Origin of the sequence: Zestosphaera sp. (genome assembly GCA_038727705.1) — an archaeon.
In the GTDB taxonomy this organism is placed as follows: Archaea; Thermoproteota; Thermoprotei_A; order Sulfolobales; family NBVN01; genus Zestomicrobium.
Genome location: JAVYVJ010000003.1, coordinates 39,637 through 54,545, shown reverse-complemented (window position 1 = coordinate 54,545; position 14,909 = coordinate 39,637). Strand labels below are relative to the sequence as shown.

Sequence of the window (14,909 nt, the reverse complement as noted above, 5' to 3'; positions counted from 1 at the left end):
AGCAAGGGGTTCTCATCACTTTAAAACAATCCGCACCCCTGTAAAGCATACTCATCTCAACCTATTTAAAACAAGTTAACTTGTTGAAGCGCTTGGCGATCAATAAAGGCGTGTAGAGGAGCGCAACGCCCATTATTAAGTACTTAATGACCGTCAATGCCTCCCCCGTTGAAGGAATTAGAGCCATCGTAAGCAGGACTGCGGCCAGAGCACTCGCCATACACAACACCCTGCAGTGGAGCCTCAGCGACTTAAATAGGTGTGCGTGGCTTCTGACGTGTGCATAGAGCGACAGCGCCAGTAGGAGACCTAACGCTTTCCACATCATGAAGTCACCGTATACAATACCGGCAGTTGAGGAGATCACGTACCCTAGGGCTAGTGTTGTATAGTAGCTTCTCAACCTCCCGTGCTTGGATATGAAGCCGTAGAGAACCCCTGTCATGATTCCCATCATAACTCCTGCATACACGTCCACGTACGTGTGAACCCCTAGAGCAATCCTTGAATGCGCTATTGCAAGCACTGTTAGCAGGGCGACCGCCATCAGGAGTAAGTCTCTAACACGAAACACTAAGTAACTCCAGAAGGTAGAGGACGTTGAGGTATGCCTACTCGGAAAGGAGTATCCCTCCTCAACCACCCTACCCCCGGGAGGTCTGGGTATCTTGAAAAAGCCCTTAAGAAGCCCGCTAGCAGATACGGCTATCAACACCATCAAAAGCGAGTTGAGTGCCAGATCAGCGTCAACGAAAATGTAGAGTAGCAGAAAGAGGAGTACGTATGTGTACTCACCTCCCAGCTCGCTGATGGCTACCCAAATCTCGGTAGAGTCGCTTATCAGTGCACAGATGTACAGGCCGGAGAGAGCAATTAATGTGACGAGCAACGTCAGAGTCCTCGCTCTCACACCCTAACACCGAAGCTTACTCTTTTAAGATCTTTTAATGTTCCGCCTGTTTAAAAGCTCTCTACATTTCTCAAAACGGAGAGCGTATAGCCACGCCTTCTGCGGCTAGGTAGATCCGCCGAGTTTTGAGGATGAATCACCAAGGTAATTCCGGGTGTAGAGGGATGGGTGTGAGACTTAGGGAATGCACTCCAAGCAACCTAGCTGCGGTGTTTGTATAAATCATAACTACTAGCTCTAGTTTAATGCGTTCTAAGAACTATCTTCATGGTGTGAGTCTTGGTGAGGGTGGTGGGCATAGACCCAGGTACTAAAACCATTGACGTGTGCCTACTTAATGACGGTCGCGTGATATCGGAAGCAGTGATTGACTCCAAGGAGGTCGCTACGAAGCCTGAGCTCCTGATTAAGGTTGTTGAGAAGTTCTCACCTTACGATATTATAGTTGGACCCTCAGGTTACGGTGTTGAGGTGACGTATATTGACGAGATTCCTGAGGAGTTCTTCGAAGAGTGGTACTACACCTATGTGCTGTTGACAAGCAGGAGTGAGATCGAGGAAGGTGTTAGACGGGGTGACGTTGGCTCCTACATATACTACGCTATGGCTAAGACAGTCAAAGAGTTTAAGAGACGAGGTCTCCCAGTAGTGTTCATACCAGGCGTCATCAACCTCCCCACAATACCTGAGCATAGAAAGCTAAATCGAGTTGACCTCGGGACAGCTGATAAGTTAGCTCTCGCAGTCCTCGCCGTACTAATGCAATCGCGGAGGCTTAGAATACCTTACAGCGAGACTTCCTTCATTCTAGTGGAGCTCGGCTTCGGGTATAACTCAGCAGTGGGGGTGAGGGAGGGCCTAGTGATAGACGCGTTCGGAGGTACGTCGATGCCTGGACCCAGCTTCCTTACCATGGGTTGCGCGGATCTTGAGGTGGTTCAACTGATAAAAAGTTGGGTGAAGACAGACGTCTTCACTGGAGGGGTTTCTTACATATCTGGATGCGCCAGTCCAGAGGAGTTAGTGGAGTGCTACGGAAGCAGGGCTGAATGCCGAGACGCGCTGAACTCTATGATTGAAGGTGTCTTGAAGTCTATCCATGCCCTAACCTATACAGTAGGAGTGCCACGAGAGATCATTTACTCAGGCAGGTTAGTCAGGGTTAAACTCATTAAGGAGGCCCTGATCAACGGGTGTAGCAAATCAGGGGTTCTGAGCCACGTCAATGCGGTGGCGGTAGGCAACCTACCTGGTGCCAGCGTGGTGAAGGAAACGGCGCAGGGCTATGCCGTGGTTGGTGATGGGATAGTGGGTGGGGTGTTCAATGACCTGATTAAGCATATGCGCATTAAGGAGGCCAGGGGTTCTGCCGTCGATTATGTGCGTCATCCGAAATTCAGGAGGGACGCGTTCCCTAGGTTTAAGCGTTGATTTATTAGTTCTAGAGCAGATGTGTTCCATAGGTGTTCTACGTGGCAGAGAAGTTTGAATGGTATAATGTGTTTGTTAAGAGGGACTACACACCTAGCCTAGACCGTGACGTGATTGTCACCTTTAAGGTAACGCCTGCCGAGGGCTTCAGTCTGGAGGACGTTGCCGGCGGTATAGCGTCCGAAAGTAGTGTGGGTACTTGGACGACGTTGACTTCATTGCCTGAGAGGATCTGGAGGTTGATGGGCAGGGCGTATGAGTTCATGGACCTAGGAAACGGGTCGCGGCTTGTCAGGATTGCTTACCCCGTGGACCTGTTTGAGGAGGGTAACATGCCAGCATTTCTGGCTTCCATAGCTGGGAATATTTTTGGGATGAGGAGGGTTAAGGGCCTTAGGATCGAGGACATATACATGCCTAGGGACTTCTTAAAGAATTTCAAAGGTCCTGTGAAGGGTGTGGGGGGTGTTAGGGATATTTACAGGGTTTACGATAGGCCCATACTGGGCACGGTCCCAAAACCGAAGGTAGGCTACACACCAGAGGAGCTTGAAGTCATATCGTTCGAGATACTGGCAGGAGGTATGGATTTCATTAAGGATGATGAAAACCTTGCGTCACCATCATATTGCAGGTTCGATGCTAGAGCTAGGGCGTTAATGAGGGCTGTAGACAGAGCCGAGAAGGAAACCGGCGAGAGGAAGGTCTGGCTAGCCAACATAACAGCTGACGTGAGGGATATGGAGAAACGGCTTAAGCTGATTGCTGATTACGGTAATCCTTTTGTGATGATTGATGTAGTGATTGCTGGGTGGTCAACCCTCACGTACGTGAGGGATCTCGCGGAGGAGTACGGGCTGGCCATACACGCCCACAGAGCCTTCCACGCAGCATTCACTAGAAACCCTGCACACGGTCTCTCGATGTTCGTGCTCGCTAAACTCCTGAGGGCGGTAGGGGTTGATCAACTGCATGTTGGAACGCCGGAGGTCGGTAAGCTGGAGGCCAAGGCTGAGGAAGTCATCAATATATGCAAGGTCTTAAGGGAACCTACCTACGTGCCAGAGGAGGGGGATGACTTCAGACTTAAGCAGGAGTGGTTCGACTTAAGAAACGTCCTCCCGACCTCGTCCGGCGGACTGCACCCAGGCACGTTACCCGAAGTGTTGAGGACGCTTGGAATAGATTTAACTATACAGGTTGGTGGGGGAGTCCTAGGACATCCCGGAGGCCCTAGGAAGGGTGCTATGGCTGTAAGGCAGGCCGTTGAGGCCTACCTTAAGGGGGTGCCTCTGGACACTTACGCAGAGGTTCATAGTGAGTTAAGGGAGGCACTCAACAAGTGGGGTTATGTGAGACCGGCCTAGACGAGGTGATTAATGGGTGGGTCTTAAATTCGGAGTGTATATACCTGAGGAACTAAAGCGCCATTTAGACGAGTGTATGAGGGCCCTGGAAATAGATAATAAATCATTAGTGGTCAGGGAAGCTTTGCGACTCTTTATAGTTGAGCATAAGTGGAGGGTCGGCGGTCTAATTTTGGGAGTTATAGGGGTTGTATATGACCATGAAACCCGAGATATAGACGCGCAACTCACTGACATTCAGCATGAATATCTTCACGAAATCATAGCGGCGTTGCACGTGCATGTTGATGAGCGAAACTGCATGCTCGTACTGACTTTGAAGGGTGAGTCAAACCGTATTAAGGAATTACTTGCACGGATAATCAGGTTGAGGGGGGTTAAGCTCGTGAGGCCTATCCTAATGCCGTTGGAGGAACTGTCTAGCGTCGGATCCACTCATCAATAACATGTGCTACGTACTTGATTTCAGGCACTACAGCGAACTCCTCAAACATGAGGGGTCCGCTTCTCACCTTCCTGTTTATAAGGATCGCCTTAAGTCCAGCGGCTAGAGCACCGCCGAAATCCTCACGAACGTTATCACCTACGTGTATAGCTTCACCTGCCTTCACACCGAAGGACTTTAGAACGTTTGCGAACGCTTCGAACTCAGGTTTCTGAAGCCCGAGTCTGTCGGAGAAGAAGTAGCGATCTACAAACTTGCCTAAACCCGAGGAATTCAGTATGGATTCAGTGACGATTGAATCCCAGAGAAGCACATTACCTAAGACCGCCACCTTAAGGCCTGCATTCTTAATGTAGGACATCACATAATCAACATCGTCTATGACTAGGTGGTTCAGCTTGCCCTCTTTAGCCTCGCTAACTAGGATCTCGTGGACCCCGAGGAAGTCCTCCAACCCGATTCCCAACTTGTTGCAGAGTCTTATCCTCGATGTAGGAACTACTTCACTGGCTGAGACCTCGTATACCCTTAAGCTCCTGACCTCATCGCGTACGGCCTTAATCGCTTCTAGGATCTCCTCCCGCGACTTAATCCCCAAAACGCCATGTAGCTTTGATGCGAGCGCGTTCTGCATTCCCTCCAAACTTAGGAGGGTGTCCCAGACGTCGAAGATAACCAGCCTAATCATGGTTGATCACCATAAGAATCAGACATACATTAGGCTTTAAATGCTGACATCTTGTTCCAGAGGTGTTTACCTTGCAGTTGTAATTCTTTGGGTTGTATTTCTCCCGTTGACGTTGACATCATGCATGTATGAAGTTCGCGAATACCGCAGGGGGAGGGATTAAAAGACTCTATAGTCTCTTGAGTTCTTCCGCAATGTCCTGAGGCAGAGTCCATTCAAGTGTCCCCCTTATCTCCTCCAAGTGCTCCCTGTTTTCGGTCTTCACTACTGCGGTCACGTGAGGATTGCGGAGGACGTAGTTTAGAGCAACCTGAACCACGGGTTTCCCGAGTCTTGAAGAGATCTCCATGAGCTTCGGGTTCTTCAAAACTCTACCCTTCTCCAGCGGTGTATATGCTTGGATAGTCACGTAATGTTTGGCGGCTATGGGAAGTAGGGATTCCTCAACATCCTTCCTCAAGACGCTATAATGAACCTGGTTGAGGACTATCTCAGACTTTTTAGTGGAGTTGATTGCCTCCCTTAACTCGCTCTCACTGAAGTTGCTCACGCCCATATATCTGGTTAGCCCTTCGTCCACCAACACCTCGAAGTTCCTAATCTGCTCAGCTATACTCAGCCATGTGTTAGGACGGTGAATTAGGTACAGATCTACCTCACTAACACCCAGCCTCCTGAGTGAAGCTTTACCGTATTTCAGCACCTCCTGCTTGTCCTTTAGGTGTTCAGGTAACATCTTAGTTATTAAGAACACGGATTCCCTGCCAACACGCTTCACCACCCTTCCCACCAGCTCCTCGGCTCTTCCATACCCGTACATCTCGGCGGTGTCTATAGTATCTAGCCCTAACTCAATGCCCGTCACTAAGGTAGTGAAGGCATTATCCTCACTCCTTATGTCCCAAGTACCGAGACCTATGGCTGATAGGGTCTCGCCGGTTTTTCCTAAGGGTCTTCTGCGGAATGGGATGGTGTGCGTGGAGTGTCACCACATATGAATGGTCTCGCAAATAATATCCTTGAAATCGGTATGTATGGTTTAGGGATGGTTTATTGAGAGAGGACCCCGACCTGCTGGTTAGGGAGTGGAGGGCTGGTTTAGACAGGCTTGGGGAGCTACTAGTCAGCATGGTCAGGGAAGTCGGGTTGTCCGACGTCATGCCTTCCCTGATTAGAAGACTCCATAGCGCGTCAGAACTCCTGAGTAGTGATAGGTTTAAGATTTTGCTGGTCAGGAGTGAGGGCGGCATCGCCTTCATAAATGTGGGTGCTGATGAGGTGAGGAAGCACATTACTAAGAGTGACTCAAGCGGCGTAGCGGTAACGTACCTAAGGGACTTCTACATCACTCAAGTCGGGCCGTACGGTATTAAATGCACCTGCGACGATGCGTTGATCACGTCATCCAGGGCTGACAGCGCGCTCGTAAGCCTTGCCAGAGCTCTCGAGGTGGACTTGAGTGAGGTTAGATCTCTGCCTATCACGAGCAGGTACGTCTTATGCAAGCACACACTAGCACTGACATCTCTCTTTACAGTGTTACGCGTCATCGATTTGGAGGACCCCAGATTGTTACGGACACTAAAACTAGGCGTCATAACTCTGGCTCTTAGGGAGGGCCTGCTCACCCAACCCCCTAGAGAGGCAGGTAGTGTTCTCCAGATCGTCAGCGAGTTGCTACATAGTGAGTGATCTCCCCTCAAAAACGCCCAGTTCTATAAGGACGGGCTTCATGAACGAGGCATTCAAACACTCTGTGTGCATCCTCTTCTCTCTATTGCTTCCCCGAAGAGGAACCATAGGGTGAAGACCCCAAGCGACAGCCCTATACCTATGGCGATGCCCCACCCCAGTGAAGACTTCATCTCAGGGCTTAAGCCAGTTAGGTCGATGATCATGGATAGGCCGAAGAAGAACAGTAGTATGAAGAGGAGACTCTCCACCTTCCTCTCGAAAGCCACGGACTTAACTAGTATATCCAGAGCGACCATGAGGATCAACAACATTATCGCGATGCTCACGACGCGGGTCATGTAAACTATTAGATCCGTGTAGACGCCTGATGTGGCGAACGCAATTAACCTAACCACTATGGTCAGCGCCAATAATGCAATTCCTATGTCACTAATCATTATGAGCAACGAAGCTATTGAAATCCTCAAGCCTCCGGGGATCACTCCCTTAACCACCTCCTCAAGGTTGCCGGCCCTGACCACCCACCTAATCAGCTTGTTGACCAGCCCGGCTAGGGCTATTGAGAGTATAACCACTCCCACGGCAGCCATGACGTAGGGAATTAACCTCACGACATCACGCATGACGCCGTACAGAAGGTCTGTAATTTCTGGCATCAAGCACCCACCTAGGCGCTGGACAGCACCGCTAATAATTCGTATATTAGCAATATTAATGTTAAGAGGAATGCTAGGGCGATGATCTGAATGAAGACCTTAAGTATCTTTCGCGACGTCTCCACCGTGAACGTATAACCTAGCATGCTGGCCGAGTATATGAGTTTCCCGTACCCGTACGCAGTCCTTGGCGGAACTATGGAGGTCTCGGGGATCGCCAGGGCTACAACTAGCAGGCCGAGGAATTTGAGCATGGTTGCCACGCTGAAGATTAGGGGAGGTGAGCCGGGTAGGTATTTCCCGAGGACTGAGGCTATGAAGAGGCCCACACCGTTTGACGCGCTCAGGAATGTTGAAGCCTTGACGACCCCTAATGATTCCACGTACCTTGAATATATTGATGAGGCTATTAAGTTAGCCCCTATGAAGGTGGCAGAGAGCGCGGCAGATACACCTACGTGCATCCAGGGATGCCTGAGTAGGGGAATGCTCGAGGTGAACAATATGTTGAACGTCATCGCCAACACATACCCCCTGTATCCCTTCCACAGGTACGGTCCTATCACACCACCTACGTTGCCTGCCACGTTAAGCAGGATTGTCACATACAGGGGTGTATCCAGAGACTTGAGGAGCTGAGGCCATGCCAGACCAATTAAGTTACCACCGCCTATCATCATCACCAACATCAGGAACGTGTTGACTTTCCTGATTTCTGCCTCCTCCCTGGTGGTCTTAGAAAGGCTTGTGAAGTCCGCAGGCATGGTATAGTAAGCCAGTGATAGGGTGGCCATCAACCCTATTAGGGATGATGACACGTAAGCGACATAATACGAGGTAGGGGGCTCCAGGAAAGCCGTCAGCACCATCGAGTAAAGGGAACCCAGTAATGAGGCTGCAGCACCGACTGCGGATCTAAGTACGTTGATCTCCACGAACTCATCTAATACGAAGACGCTCATAAGTGCCACGTTGAGTAGGACGTTAACGGGTATCGTCACCGTGAGGGCGACACTGTATACGAGCACTAAAGCGTCAGGACTGCCAATTAGGAATGGAAGCAGGGCGAATAAGACCCTCTCTGAAGCGTGGATTGAAAGTAACTTGAGCCTGACATTCCTGCTGAACATGTCCGGATTGTTGTAGATCAGGTATGAGATGATGACGTTCATTAAAGCAGCGAAGAAAGACACCTGCGAGACTTTATCCAGCGAGTACCCAGAATAGGTCAGCATCGGCACGAAAAGCCCTCTAGTGACAGCTATGTAGAAATTTCCGAAGAAAGCCTCCGAGGCCATCAGAAGTTTAGTCAGGTTTCTTCCCATGGACGACTGCTCACTCAATACTCCTACATGCAGGGGGAGGTTTATAAGCTGTGGACCTAGGCCACCGTTCTCCGTTCTAGGCTGTTTTGGTGTGGTTCCCTCGAGCCCCCACGTGTTGCCGCAGCCCCGGGGGAGCCCTGAGGACGTCAACAAACACCAACAACGCTGAAAACACAAAACCAAAGAAACTGTTCAAGCTTTTTAGTTCTCCAGAGCACTATATAGTGCATTTGGGTGCGGTAGTTGGTTGCAGGGAGTATGGTAGTGTGTACTTCAGGAATTTACGAGGGTGTGCCGTACAGACTGACCTACACGTCACTCGGGGCTATCGGAGGGTATGGAAAGCCTAGGTGTGCCCAGCTGAATCTGCCTGTAGACACAGCATTGAGTCCCTCCTTCCTCTCTATACTGCTCAAGGGCGAGGACCTGAGACCTAAGTCCTTCTCCTGGAAGGTCTCTGTAAACACCATAAACGTGACGAGGGAGTTTAAACCGCAGATACTGGTAGAGTCTGAGGGGCTTACCTACGCTTCCCAGACGTTCGACGTTACTCAGATAGTTAGGGAGCCGGGGAAGTACACACTCAGACTCTCAGCAGAAACCTCTCGGGTCGTTGAGATCCTCTCAGTAAGTTTAGTGGGTCTGACTCCCGTGCCTGGCGTCAGAGTCAACATGAGTTACTACTCGGGAGTTCTAACACTTTCGAATGGGGAAAGCTACTCGTTTAAACACCCTGCTGAAGGCTTGGAGCTAGGGTTTGAGAGCGTTGTTGAGGTGCCTTCCAAGACGGCGGAACTCGCTGTAGGGTGTGGCGGGGAGCGCGTCTTCATACAACTGGTCGGGCTCAACGAACTTGTCCTAAAGAAGACGCCGGCAAGCCCTGATGGATGCTGCAGGCTGTCGCTAAGGAGGAGTGACTCCACCAGACCCCTAGTCGTAGGCGACGTGCTCATCTACAGATCCCTCACCCCCAGTCCACACATCCATACTGAGGCTTCCATGGTAGACGGTAAAGAGGTCCTCCTTCAAATAAGGAACGGTGGGGGGCCGCTCGTCGGGAAGGTTGTGGTGGTCGTCCTGTGTGAGGGGAGGGTGGTGGCTAAGAGCGAGGTGAGCGATCTGAGATCGGGCCACGTCGAGGAACTCAGGTTGAGGACATCAGAGGATTTAAGCGGTAAGGAGGCCTACATTAGAGTAATCTACAACGACGTCTGGGGCCAGGATATGAAAACCCTCAAATTGAGGACAGTATAGTCCTGAGCATTAGGTCGGCGGCGAAGGCCGTTGTCCCGGTGAAGATGGAGATCTTAAGCACTGTTCTCAGCTTGGCAGCCGCTGACTCAGGGTTTTCAAGACTTCCCAGCTTGATGAGCCGTGATACAGCGTAGAGTATAAGCACGTCCGTAGTCAGCGCTAGTGCAAGATACAGGTGACCGTAACCAGCAAGGTACGGCAGGGGGGAGATGCACACTATGAAGAGCAGAAGAACCGTCGCGGTTAGGGAGGCCACTCTAACACCGGCTATCCTGGGGAGCGACTTAACGTCCCTGACCTCATCGGCCTTCAGATCCTCGATGGTCTTGACGATCTCCCTAGCCAGAAGCAAGGTGAACGCGTACAATGCCGGCATTAGGGAAGCCTTAACAAGACTCAAGTTATTCAGCAGTTCAGATGGGGTCAGCGCGCCGAGCACTATTGTGAAAGCCCCCTCAAGCGAGACGACCACGTTCCCGATCAGCCCAAGCTCCTTAATCCTGTATGAGTAGAGGAAGACTGCAAGAGCGTTGAGCACCACGAAGGTGATCGTGTAGGGCCCTGCAAAGAGCGAAGACACTCCACCGGCAGTGAAGAGTATAATGCTCAGCGTCAATGCCTCATGCGTGGACACCCTGCCTGAGGGTATAGGCCTGTAGGGCTTGTTAACTCTGTCAACCTCTACGTCGAAGTAGTCGTTGATGACGTACCCTGCGCTTGAGATCAGACCCACTGCCAGGACCGGGATCATCAGAGACTCCACACCAAGTGATGGAGCTGTTACTCTGACCGTCAGCCAGCCTATGAGTGTCGTAAGGAGGGTGACGGCCACGTTATGCATTCTGAGGAGCTCTAGATAGGCGGTGATCTTCTCATTAAAACTCGTCAACTCTGACACCAGCCTCCTTGACGGCGGCTAGGAAGGATCTGGATATGCTGTAGCAACCCTGACCTCTAACTAGAACACCAACTTCAATCAGCTTCGCTATAGCTTTAGCGGGCTCTCTGACCTTATGGAGGGCCTGAAGCTCCTTAAGCGCCAGCAACTCGCCGACGGACTTGTTGACGCAGAAGTACTTCAGAGTCTTACGCTGATCTTCATTGAGCGACCTTATGAGTTTCCTGACGTCCCCCCACTCAGGCGTCTCAACCACTACAACAGCACCACTAATAGTAGTAGGTGTCGAGGTAATAATGCTCCGTCAGCGCCTCCTGAACCCCGCGGCTCGGGCATACGTCGGCTAGCGGGCACGTTGCATTCATCAAACATGCCGGAGCCTCACGTGTGCAGACTTTCCTGCCGAAGTACCACAGGAAGTCGTCCAGCCGGAGGGGGTCTACACCGGCCACTCTCGAGAGGTTCTTGTACGCAGTCCTTACCGCGAGCCTTAGCGCCACGTCCTCAGACCAGGTGAAGGGGGCTCTGCTCCTTATCTTCACGAGCATGCTCTCCTCAGGCAGTACTAAACCCAGTCTGAGGGCTATTCTAGTCAGGTGGTTGTCGACCGGCACTTCCTTATTCCACGGGTCGACAATGCCGAGCAATCCCCTCCTCTCAACGAACTTAACGAAGAGGTGCACCTTCTTCTCAACCGGGTCTGAATAGGCTTTGAACCTCCTCATTATGTAGATTAGCCCATGACCGCACCCCCTCCTCAAGTAGCCGCCGCTTGCTTTAACCATCCCACTGACGGAACCCCCAAACCACCTTACAAGCCCTGAACCTAAGTCCGCTAGAAGGTCAGCCCGTACCTCCGGATCCCACAAGCCAACGACCTCATCACCCCCCTTCACAGAGAGCCAGTCAAGAACATCATCCACACTAACTCTAGCCATCCTCTGTGGGGAGAAGAACTCAGGATCTTCAGAGAACTTCTTGGATCCTAGTCTGTACAGGAGATCGGCTCCGTGGTAGAGCCTTGAACCGACACGAGCTTCAAACGGTCTCATCCTGCTCGTCCTGTGGTCAACGGCTACCATGAATATGAAGTACCTGAGAACGGACTCAGCGTCAGCCTCCTTAGGAGGGTAGTACTCCGGGTTTGTGAAGTCGTCTTCAGGGAATGCCCTCAGGGCGTTCCTCACAACCGGGGCCGCCGTGCCGAGAGCTACCTCACAAACCCTTATCCTAAAGGAGGTCGAGATCCCCGCGGATCCTAGATCCCCAAGGCTGTGCATGCTGACCCCGACACCGCTCATAGATTCTCACCCTTGTAGAAGCCTTCGTAAGTCTTCTCAGGAGGTTTGGCCAACCTGATAAAGATTAACTGCACCACCCTGGAGTTGACGCCGAGCTTAACTCCGTAGGGGTTCACAACGTGCATTAAAGCCTCCCCACGGCCGACATACCCAGGATCCCACACAGTACACGCAACCATCACTCCAGACCTAAGTAGGGTTGAGCGGGGGAAGCAGAGGGCCATGACATCCTCGGGCAGCTCAACAACCTCGGCGAACCTGATTTTGTAAGGACCTGGCTCCAGAACCCACCACCCCTCATTGGGGGTGACCTCCTCGACCTCCGGCAGCCTCCTCTCGTGAAACCCTACCTCACCACAGCTCCTGAACACGAAGACCTGTGAAACCCGTAGGTCGATGCCGGCCGGCTGAAGCTGAGATTCGGCATCCTGCACTCCCCTCACATACTCAAGCATTTCACGTCCTGTGATTATCGTCCTCAATCACCGTCAAACCTTATATAGACAGGGATTTTATATGCTACCCAGAGCTAAGCTTCCGTCAAATAAAATAATTAAAAAACTTTATTATAAAAATTCAATAAGGGTTCTATATTATAATGTAGTTTTTATATCAAGGCATTAAGGGGAGGGATATAGGGGGTTAAACTTATAAGGGGTTCCCAAGATATCTAGAGAGGGTGATGGCGGTGGCCGGGCTCAGCATGCTTAAGCGTGAAGATGGAAAAAACGTTGACCTTAGAGTTTACGGCAGACACGTTTACGGGAGCCTCCATAACTGCGACCCAAAGCTTCTCTCCGACCCCGACTACCTGAGGAAAGTGGTTGTTGAAGCGGCTCAGGTAGGCAACATGACGCTCCTCGACGTCAGAGTCTGGCACATGATGCCCGGCGTGAGCGTGATCGCCATCATCCTAGAGTCACATATATCAATACATACATGGCCTGAGTACAGCTTCGCCACCGTAGACGTCTACTCCTGTGGCAGGCATACAGATCCTCTTAAGTCCTTCAAACACATAGCGAAGGCGCTGAAGGCCAGGCGGTATGAGCTTAAAGTTGCTGACAGATCCTTAATCTGAGGGCCTCAGAAGATCCGTCTTAAGATGCGTCCAAAGCCCTACGAACCCTAAGGAAGGAGCGTGACGTAGCTTACACCACCAATAACTCGAACGCGGCCCTTCACCATTGGATGGTGAATGCGCAGGGATTGATTGATCCGTCCTCACCTCGACTCCATGAGCAAGGAAGCTGACATGTAGGTGCTCAAAACCTTCTTCAGCGCCTTCCTCAAATGCTCGGCGACCGTCGCCTTTGAGATGCCCATCTTCGAAGCTAGATCCTCCAACCTCACCCTCCTAGGCCACTCGAAGTAACCTTCCTCGAAGGCTATTCGGAGGACCTGCAACTCGTACTCCGACAGCGATGGCGGCAAGATGCTTCCGAACGTTGTCCGTGACTCCAGGAGCTTAGCGCTGACGTCGCAGGGCGAGAAGTCCTCCACGTACTTGAGCACTCTGGACTTGCTATAGCGCGGTATGAGGACGGGGAAGTGCTTGAATCCACGCTCCACTACTACAGGCCCTGCCCTAACACCCCCTACCTTATGGATTGCTTTCAGAACGCCGTAGTTCCTCTTAGTGAGGAGTATGACCTGCGGTAGTCCAGGGACGTTAAATACTTCCGCATGTTTGACGTCGGCGTAGCTCTTGCTAATGTCGAGGAACTTGCTGATCCTGTCCTTCTTAGAGGGTATTATCTGCAAAATTATGTGGCTGTAGCCGTCGATGAGGCTGAGCTGAGGGAGCAGAAGGATCACGTTGTGTCGGCTAGTGAAGTCAGTGAGCAGGTCCCCATAATGAGCTACTTTGATGGTGGCATAGTCCAATGAAGCCCCACATCTGTTCAAACAGTCCCCGAGCTCATCTGAGTTACTGAACTAATAAACTTAAGCTAAACAGGTTAGGAGCTATTTTTAATAGGACTGTTGATTCTCCTAACGTGTGGTTTGCATGAGGAAGTCAACAATATTTAGGAGGATGCTTAGCGAGCCTGGAGTCATAGTTATGCCAGGTGCTTACGACGCATTAAGCGCTAAGATAATAGAGATGGTAGGGTTTAAAGCTATAATACATACGGGATATGGCACAGCAGCATCGTTACTAGGGATGCCCGACATAGGTCTGGTGAGTTTTGGGGAGATGGTGAGTAGGGTTGCCTCAATAGCCAGGGCAGTGAGCGTGCCGGTCATAGGAGATGCGGACACGGGCTACGGAAACCCCATCAACGCGTACAGAACCGTTAAGGAGTACATCTGGGCGGGTGCTGCAGGACTCTTCATAGAGGACCAGGTATGGCCTAAAAGGTGTGGGCACATGTTCGGGAAGCGCATAGTAGACAGGGAGGATATGGTGGGAAAGATCGCTGCCGCCAGCGATGCCAGGAAGGAGGAGGACCCCGACTTCGTGATCGGAGCCAGGACGGACGCGATAGCGGTGGCCGGGATAGATGAGGCCATAGAGAGGGCTGAGGAGTTCAGGAAGGCCGGAGCAGACTACATATTCATCGAGGCGTTCGAGGATCTGGATCAGATGAGGAGGGCTGTTAAAGAGGTTAAAGCGCCTCTGATGCTGAACTTGATCGAGGGCGGCAGAACCCCCCTGGTCTCCGTCAAGGAGGCTGAGGAGCTCGGGTTCAAGATAGTCATATTCCCGCTGACGGCGCTGTACTCCGCCGCTAAGGCAATGCTTGAGACACTGGCAATACTTAAGGAGAAAGGCACGGCCAAAGAGTACCTGGACAAGCTGATAACGTTCCCCGAGTTCGCTAAGATTGTCGAAATAAGTAAGTTCAGGGAGATGGAGGAGAGGTACCTCCCGGAGAAGATGTTAGAGCTAATGTACAGGGGAGGTCCTCGGAGAATAGTGTAGGAAGGACGTG

Annotated in this window: 17 protein-coding genes; 7 read left to right on the top strand and 10 right to left on the bottom strand. The window is 51.4% G+C overall.

The genetic code is table 11. From position 1 onward, the window contains the following. Positions 1-61: 61 nt before the first annotated feature. Positions 62-910, bottom strand: coding sequence for a phosphatase PAP2 family protein (locus QW772_07410; GenBank protein ID MEM0038734.1), 849 nt, complete (start codon positions 908-910; stop codon positions 62-64). A gap of 282 nt (positions 911-1,192) precedes the next feature. Here QW772_07410 and QW772_07405 point away from each other — a divergent pair, with 282 nt between their 5' ends. Genes QW772_07405 through nikR form a run of 3 tightly spaced genes read left to right on the top strand, consistent with a single transcriptional unit; the run spans position 1,193 to position 4,153 of the window. Next, the gene (locus tag QW772_07405) at positions 1,193-2,341 is read left to right on the top strand and encodes a DUF1464 family protein (GenBank protein ID MEM0038733.1); all 1,149 of its coding nucleotides are present in this window, start codon (positions 1,193-1,195) and stop codon (positions 2,339-2,341) included. 41 nt (positions 2,342-2,382) lie between these two features. Next, the gene (gene rbcL, locus QW772_07400) at positions 2,383-3,708 is read left to right on the top strand and encodes a type III ribulose-bisphosphate carboxylase (protein MEM0038732.1); all 1,326 of its coding nucleotides are present in this window, start codon (positions 2,383-2,385) and stop codon (positions 3,706-3,708) included. A 16-nt stretch (positions 3,709-3,724) separates the two neighbouring features. Further along, positions 3,725-4,153, top strand: a complete 429-nt coding sequence (gene nikR / locus QW772_07395) for a nickel-responsive transcriptional regulator NikR (protein MEM0038731.1) — start codon at positions 3,725-3,727, stop codon at positions 4,151-4,153. Here nikR and QW772_07390 read toward each other — a convergent pair. After that, positions 4,128-4,841 carry an HAD family hydrolase gene (locus tag QW772_07390; GenBank protein ID MEM0038730.1) on the bottom strand — a complete coding sequence of 238 codons (714 nt, stop codon included), beginning with the start codon at positions 4,839-4,841 and terminating at the stop codon, positions 4,128-4,130. The genes nikR and QW772_07390 overlap by 26 nt on opposite strands. A gap of 169 nt (positions 4,842-5,010) precedes the next feature. Further along, a complete protein-coding gene (locus QW772_07385; protein MEM0038729.1) occupies positions 5,011-5,760 on the bottom strand; it encodes an aldo/keto reductase in 750 nt (249 codons plus the stop codon). Positions 5,761-5,894: 134 nt separating this feature from the next. On the opposite strand from QW772_07385, the gene QW772_07380 reads away from it, so the two are divergent. Then, positions 5,895-6,533 carry a hypothetical protein gene (locus tag QW772_07380; GenBank protein ID MEM0038728.1) on the top strand — a complete coding sequence of 213 codons (639 nt, stop codon included), beginning with the start codon at positions 5,895-5,897 and terminating at the stop codon, positions 6,531-6,533. A 53-nt stretch (positions 6,534-6,586) separates the two neighbouring features. Here QW772_07380 and QW772_07375 read toward each other — a convergent pair whose 3' ends face one another. Further along, positions 6,587-7,195, bottom strand: coding sequence for a hypothetical protein (locus tag QW772_07375; GenBank protein MEM0038727.1), 609 nt, complete (start codon positions 7,193-7,195; stop codon positions 6,587-6,589). An 8-nt stretch (positions 7,196-7,203) separates the two neighbouring features. Then, positions 7,204-8,535: a hypothetical protein gene (locus QW772_07370; GenBank protein MEM0038726.1), complete on the bottom strand. Its 1,332-nt coding sequence runs from the start codon at positions 8,533-8,535 to the stop codon at positions 7,204-7,206. Between the two features lie 225 nt (positions 8,536-8,760). On the opposite strand from QW772_07370, the gene QW772_07365 reads away from it, so the two are divergent. Continuing rightward, complete coding sequence (locus QW772_07365) at positions 8,761-9,771, top strand: hypothetical protein (protein MEM0038725.1); 1,011 nt, start codon at positions 8,761-8,763, stop codon at positions 9,769-9,771. Here the strand turns inward: QW772_07365 and QW772_07360 are convergent. Genes QW772_07360 through QW772_07345 form a run of 4 tightly spaced genes read right to left on the bottom strand, consistent with a single transcriptional unit; the run spans position 9,752 to position 12,452 of the window. Continuing rightward, positions 9,752-10,660: a geranylgeranylglycerol-phosphate geranylgeranyltransferase gene (locus QW772_07360; protein MEM0038724.1), complete on the bottom strand. Its 909-nt coding sequence runs from the start codon at positions 10,658-10,660 to the stop codon at positions 9,752-9,754. The genes QW772_07365 and QW772_07360 overlap by 20 nt on opposite strands. Further along, on the bottom strand, positions 10,647-10,925 hold the full coding sequence (locus QW772_07355) for a hypothetical protein (GenBank protein MEM0038723.1): 279 nt from the start codon (positions 10,923-10,925) through the stop codon (positions 10,647-10,649). The genes QW772_07360 and QW772_07355 overlap by 14 nt, the downstream gene beginning before the upstream one ends. A gap of 13 nt (positions 10,926-10,938) precedes the next feature. Further along, a complete protein-coding gene (locus tag QW772_07350; protein MEM0038722.1) occupies positions 10,939-11,970 on the bottom strand; it encodes a hypothetical protein in 1,032 nt (343 codons plus the stop codon). Then, positions 11,967-12,452, bottom strand: a complete 486-nt coding sequence (locus QW772_07345) for a deoxyuridine 5'-triphosphate nucleotidohydrolase (protein MEM0038721.1) — start codon at positions 12,450-12,452, stop codon at positions 11,967-11,969. The genes QW772_07350 and QW772_07345 overlap by 4 nt, the downstream gene beginning before the upstream one ends. 200 nt (positions 12,453-12,652) lie before the next feature. On the opposite strand from QW772_07345, the gene speD reads away from it, so the two are divergent. Beyond that, positions 12,653-13,051, top strand: coding sequence for an adenosylmethionine decarboxylase (gene speD / locus QW772_07340; protein MEM0038720.1), 399 nt, complete (start codon positions 12,653-12,655; stop codon positions 13,049-13,051). A 143-nt stretch (positions 13,052-13,194) separates the two neighbouring features. Here the strand turns inward: speD and QW772_07335 are convergent, their stop codons facing one another. Continuing rightward, positions 13,195-13,857 carry a helix-turn-helix domain-containing protein gene (locus tag QW772_07335; protein ID MEM0038719.1) on the bottom strand — a complete coding sequence of 221 codons (663 nt, stop codon included), beginning with the start codon at positions 13,855-13,857 and terminating at the stop codon, positions 13,195-13,197. Between the two features lie 124 nt (positions 13,858-13,981). Between QW772_07335 and QW772_07330 the strand changes: the two genes are divergently transcribed. After that, positions 13,982-14,899, top strand: a complete 918-nt coding sequence (locus QW772_07330) for an isocitrate lyase/PEP mutase family protein (GenBank protein MEM0038718.1) — start codon at positions 13,982-13,984, stop codon at positions 14,897-14,899. Positions 14,900-14,909 lie beyond the last annotated feature (10 nt).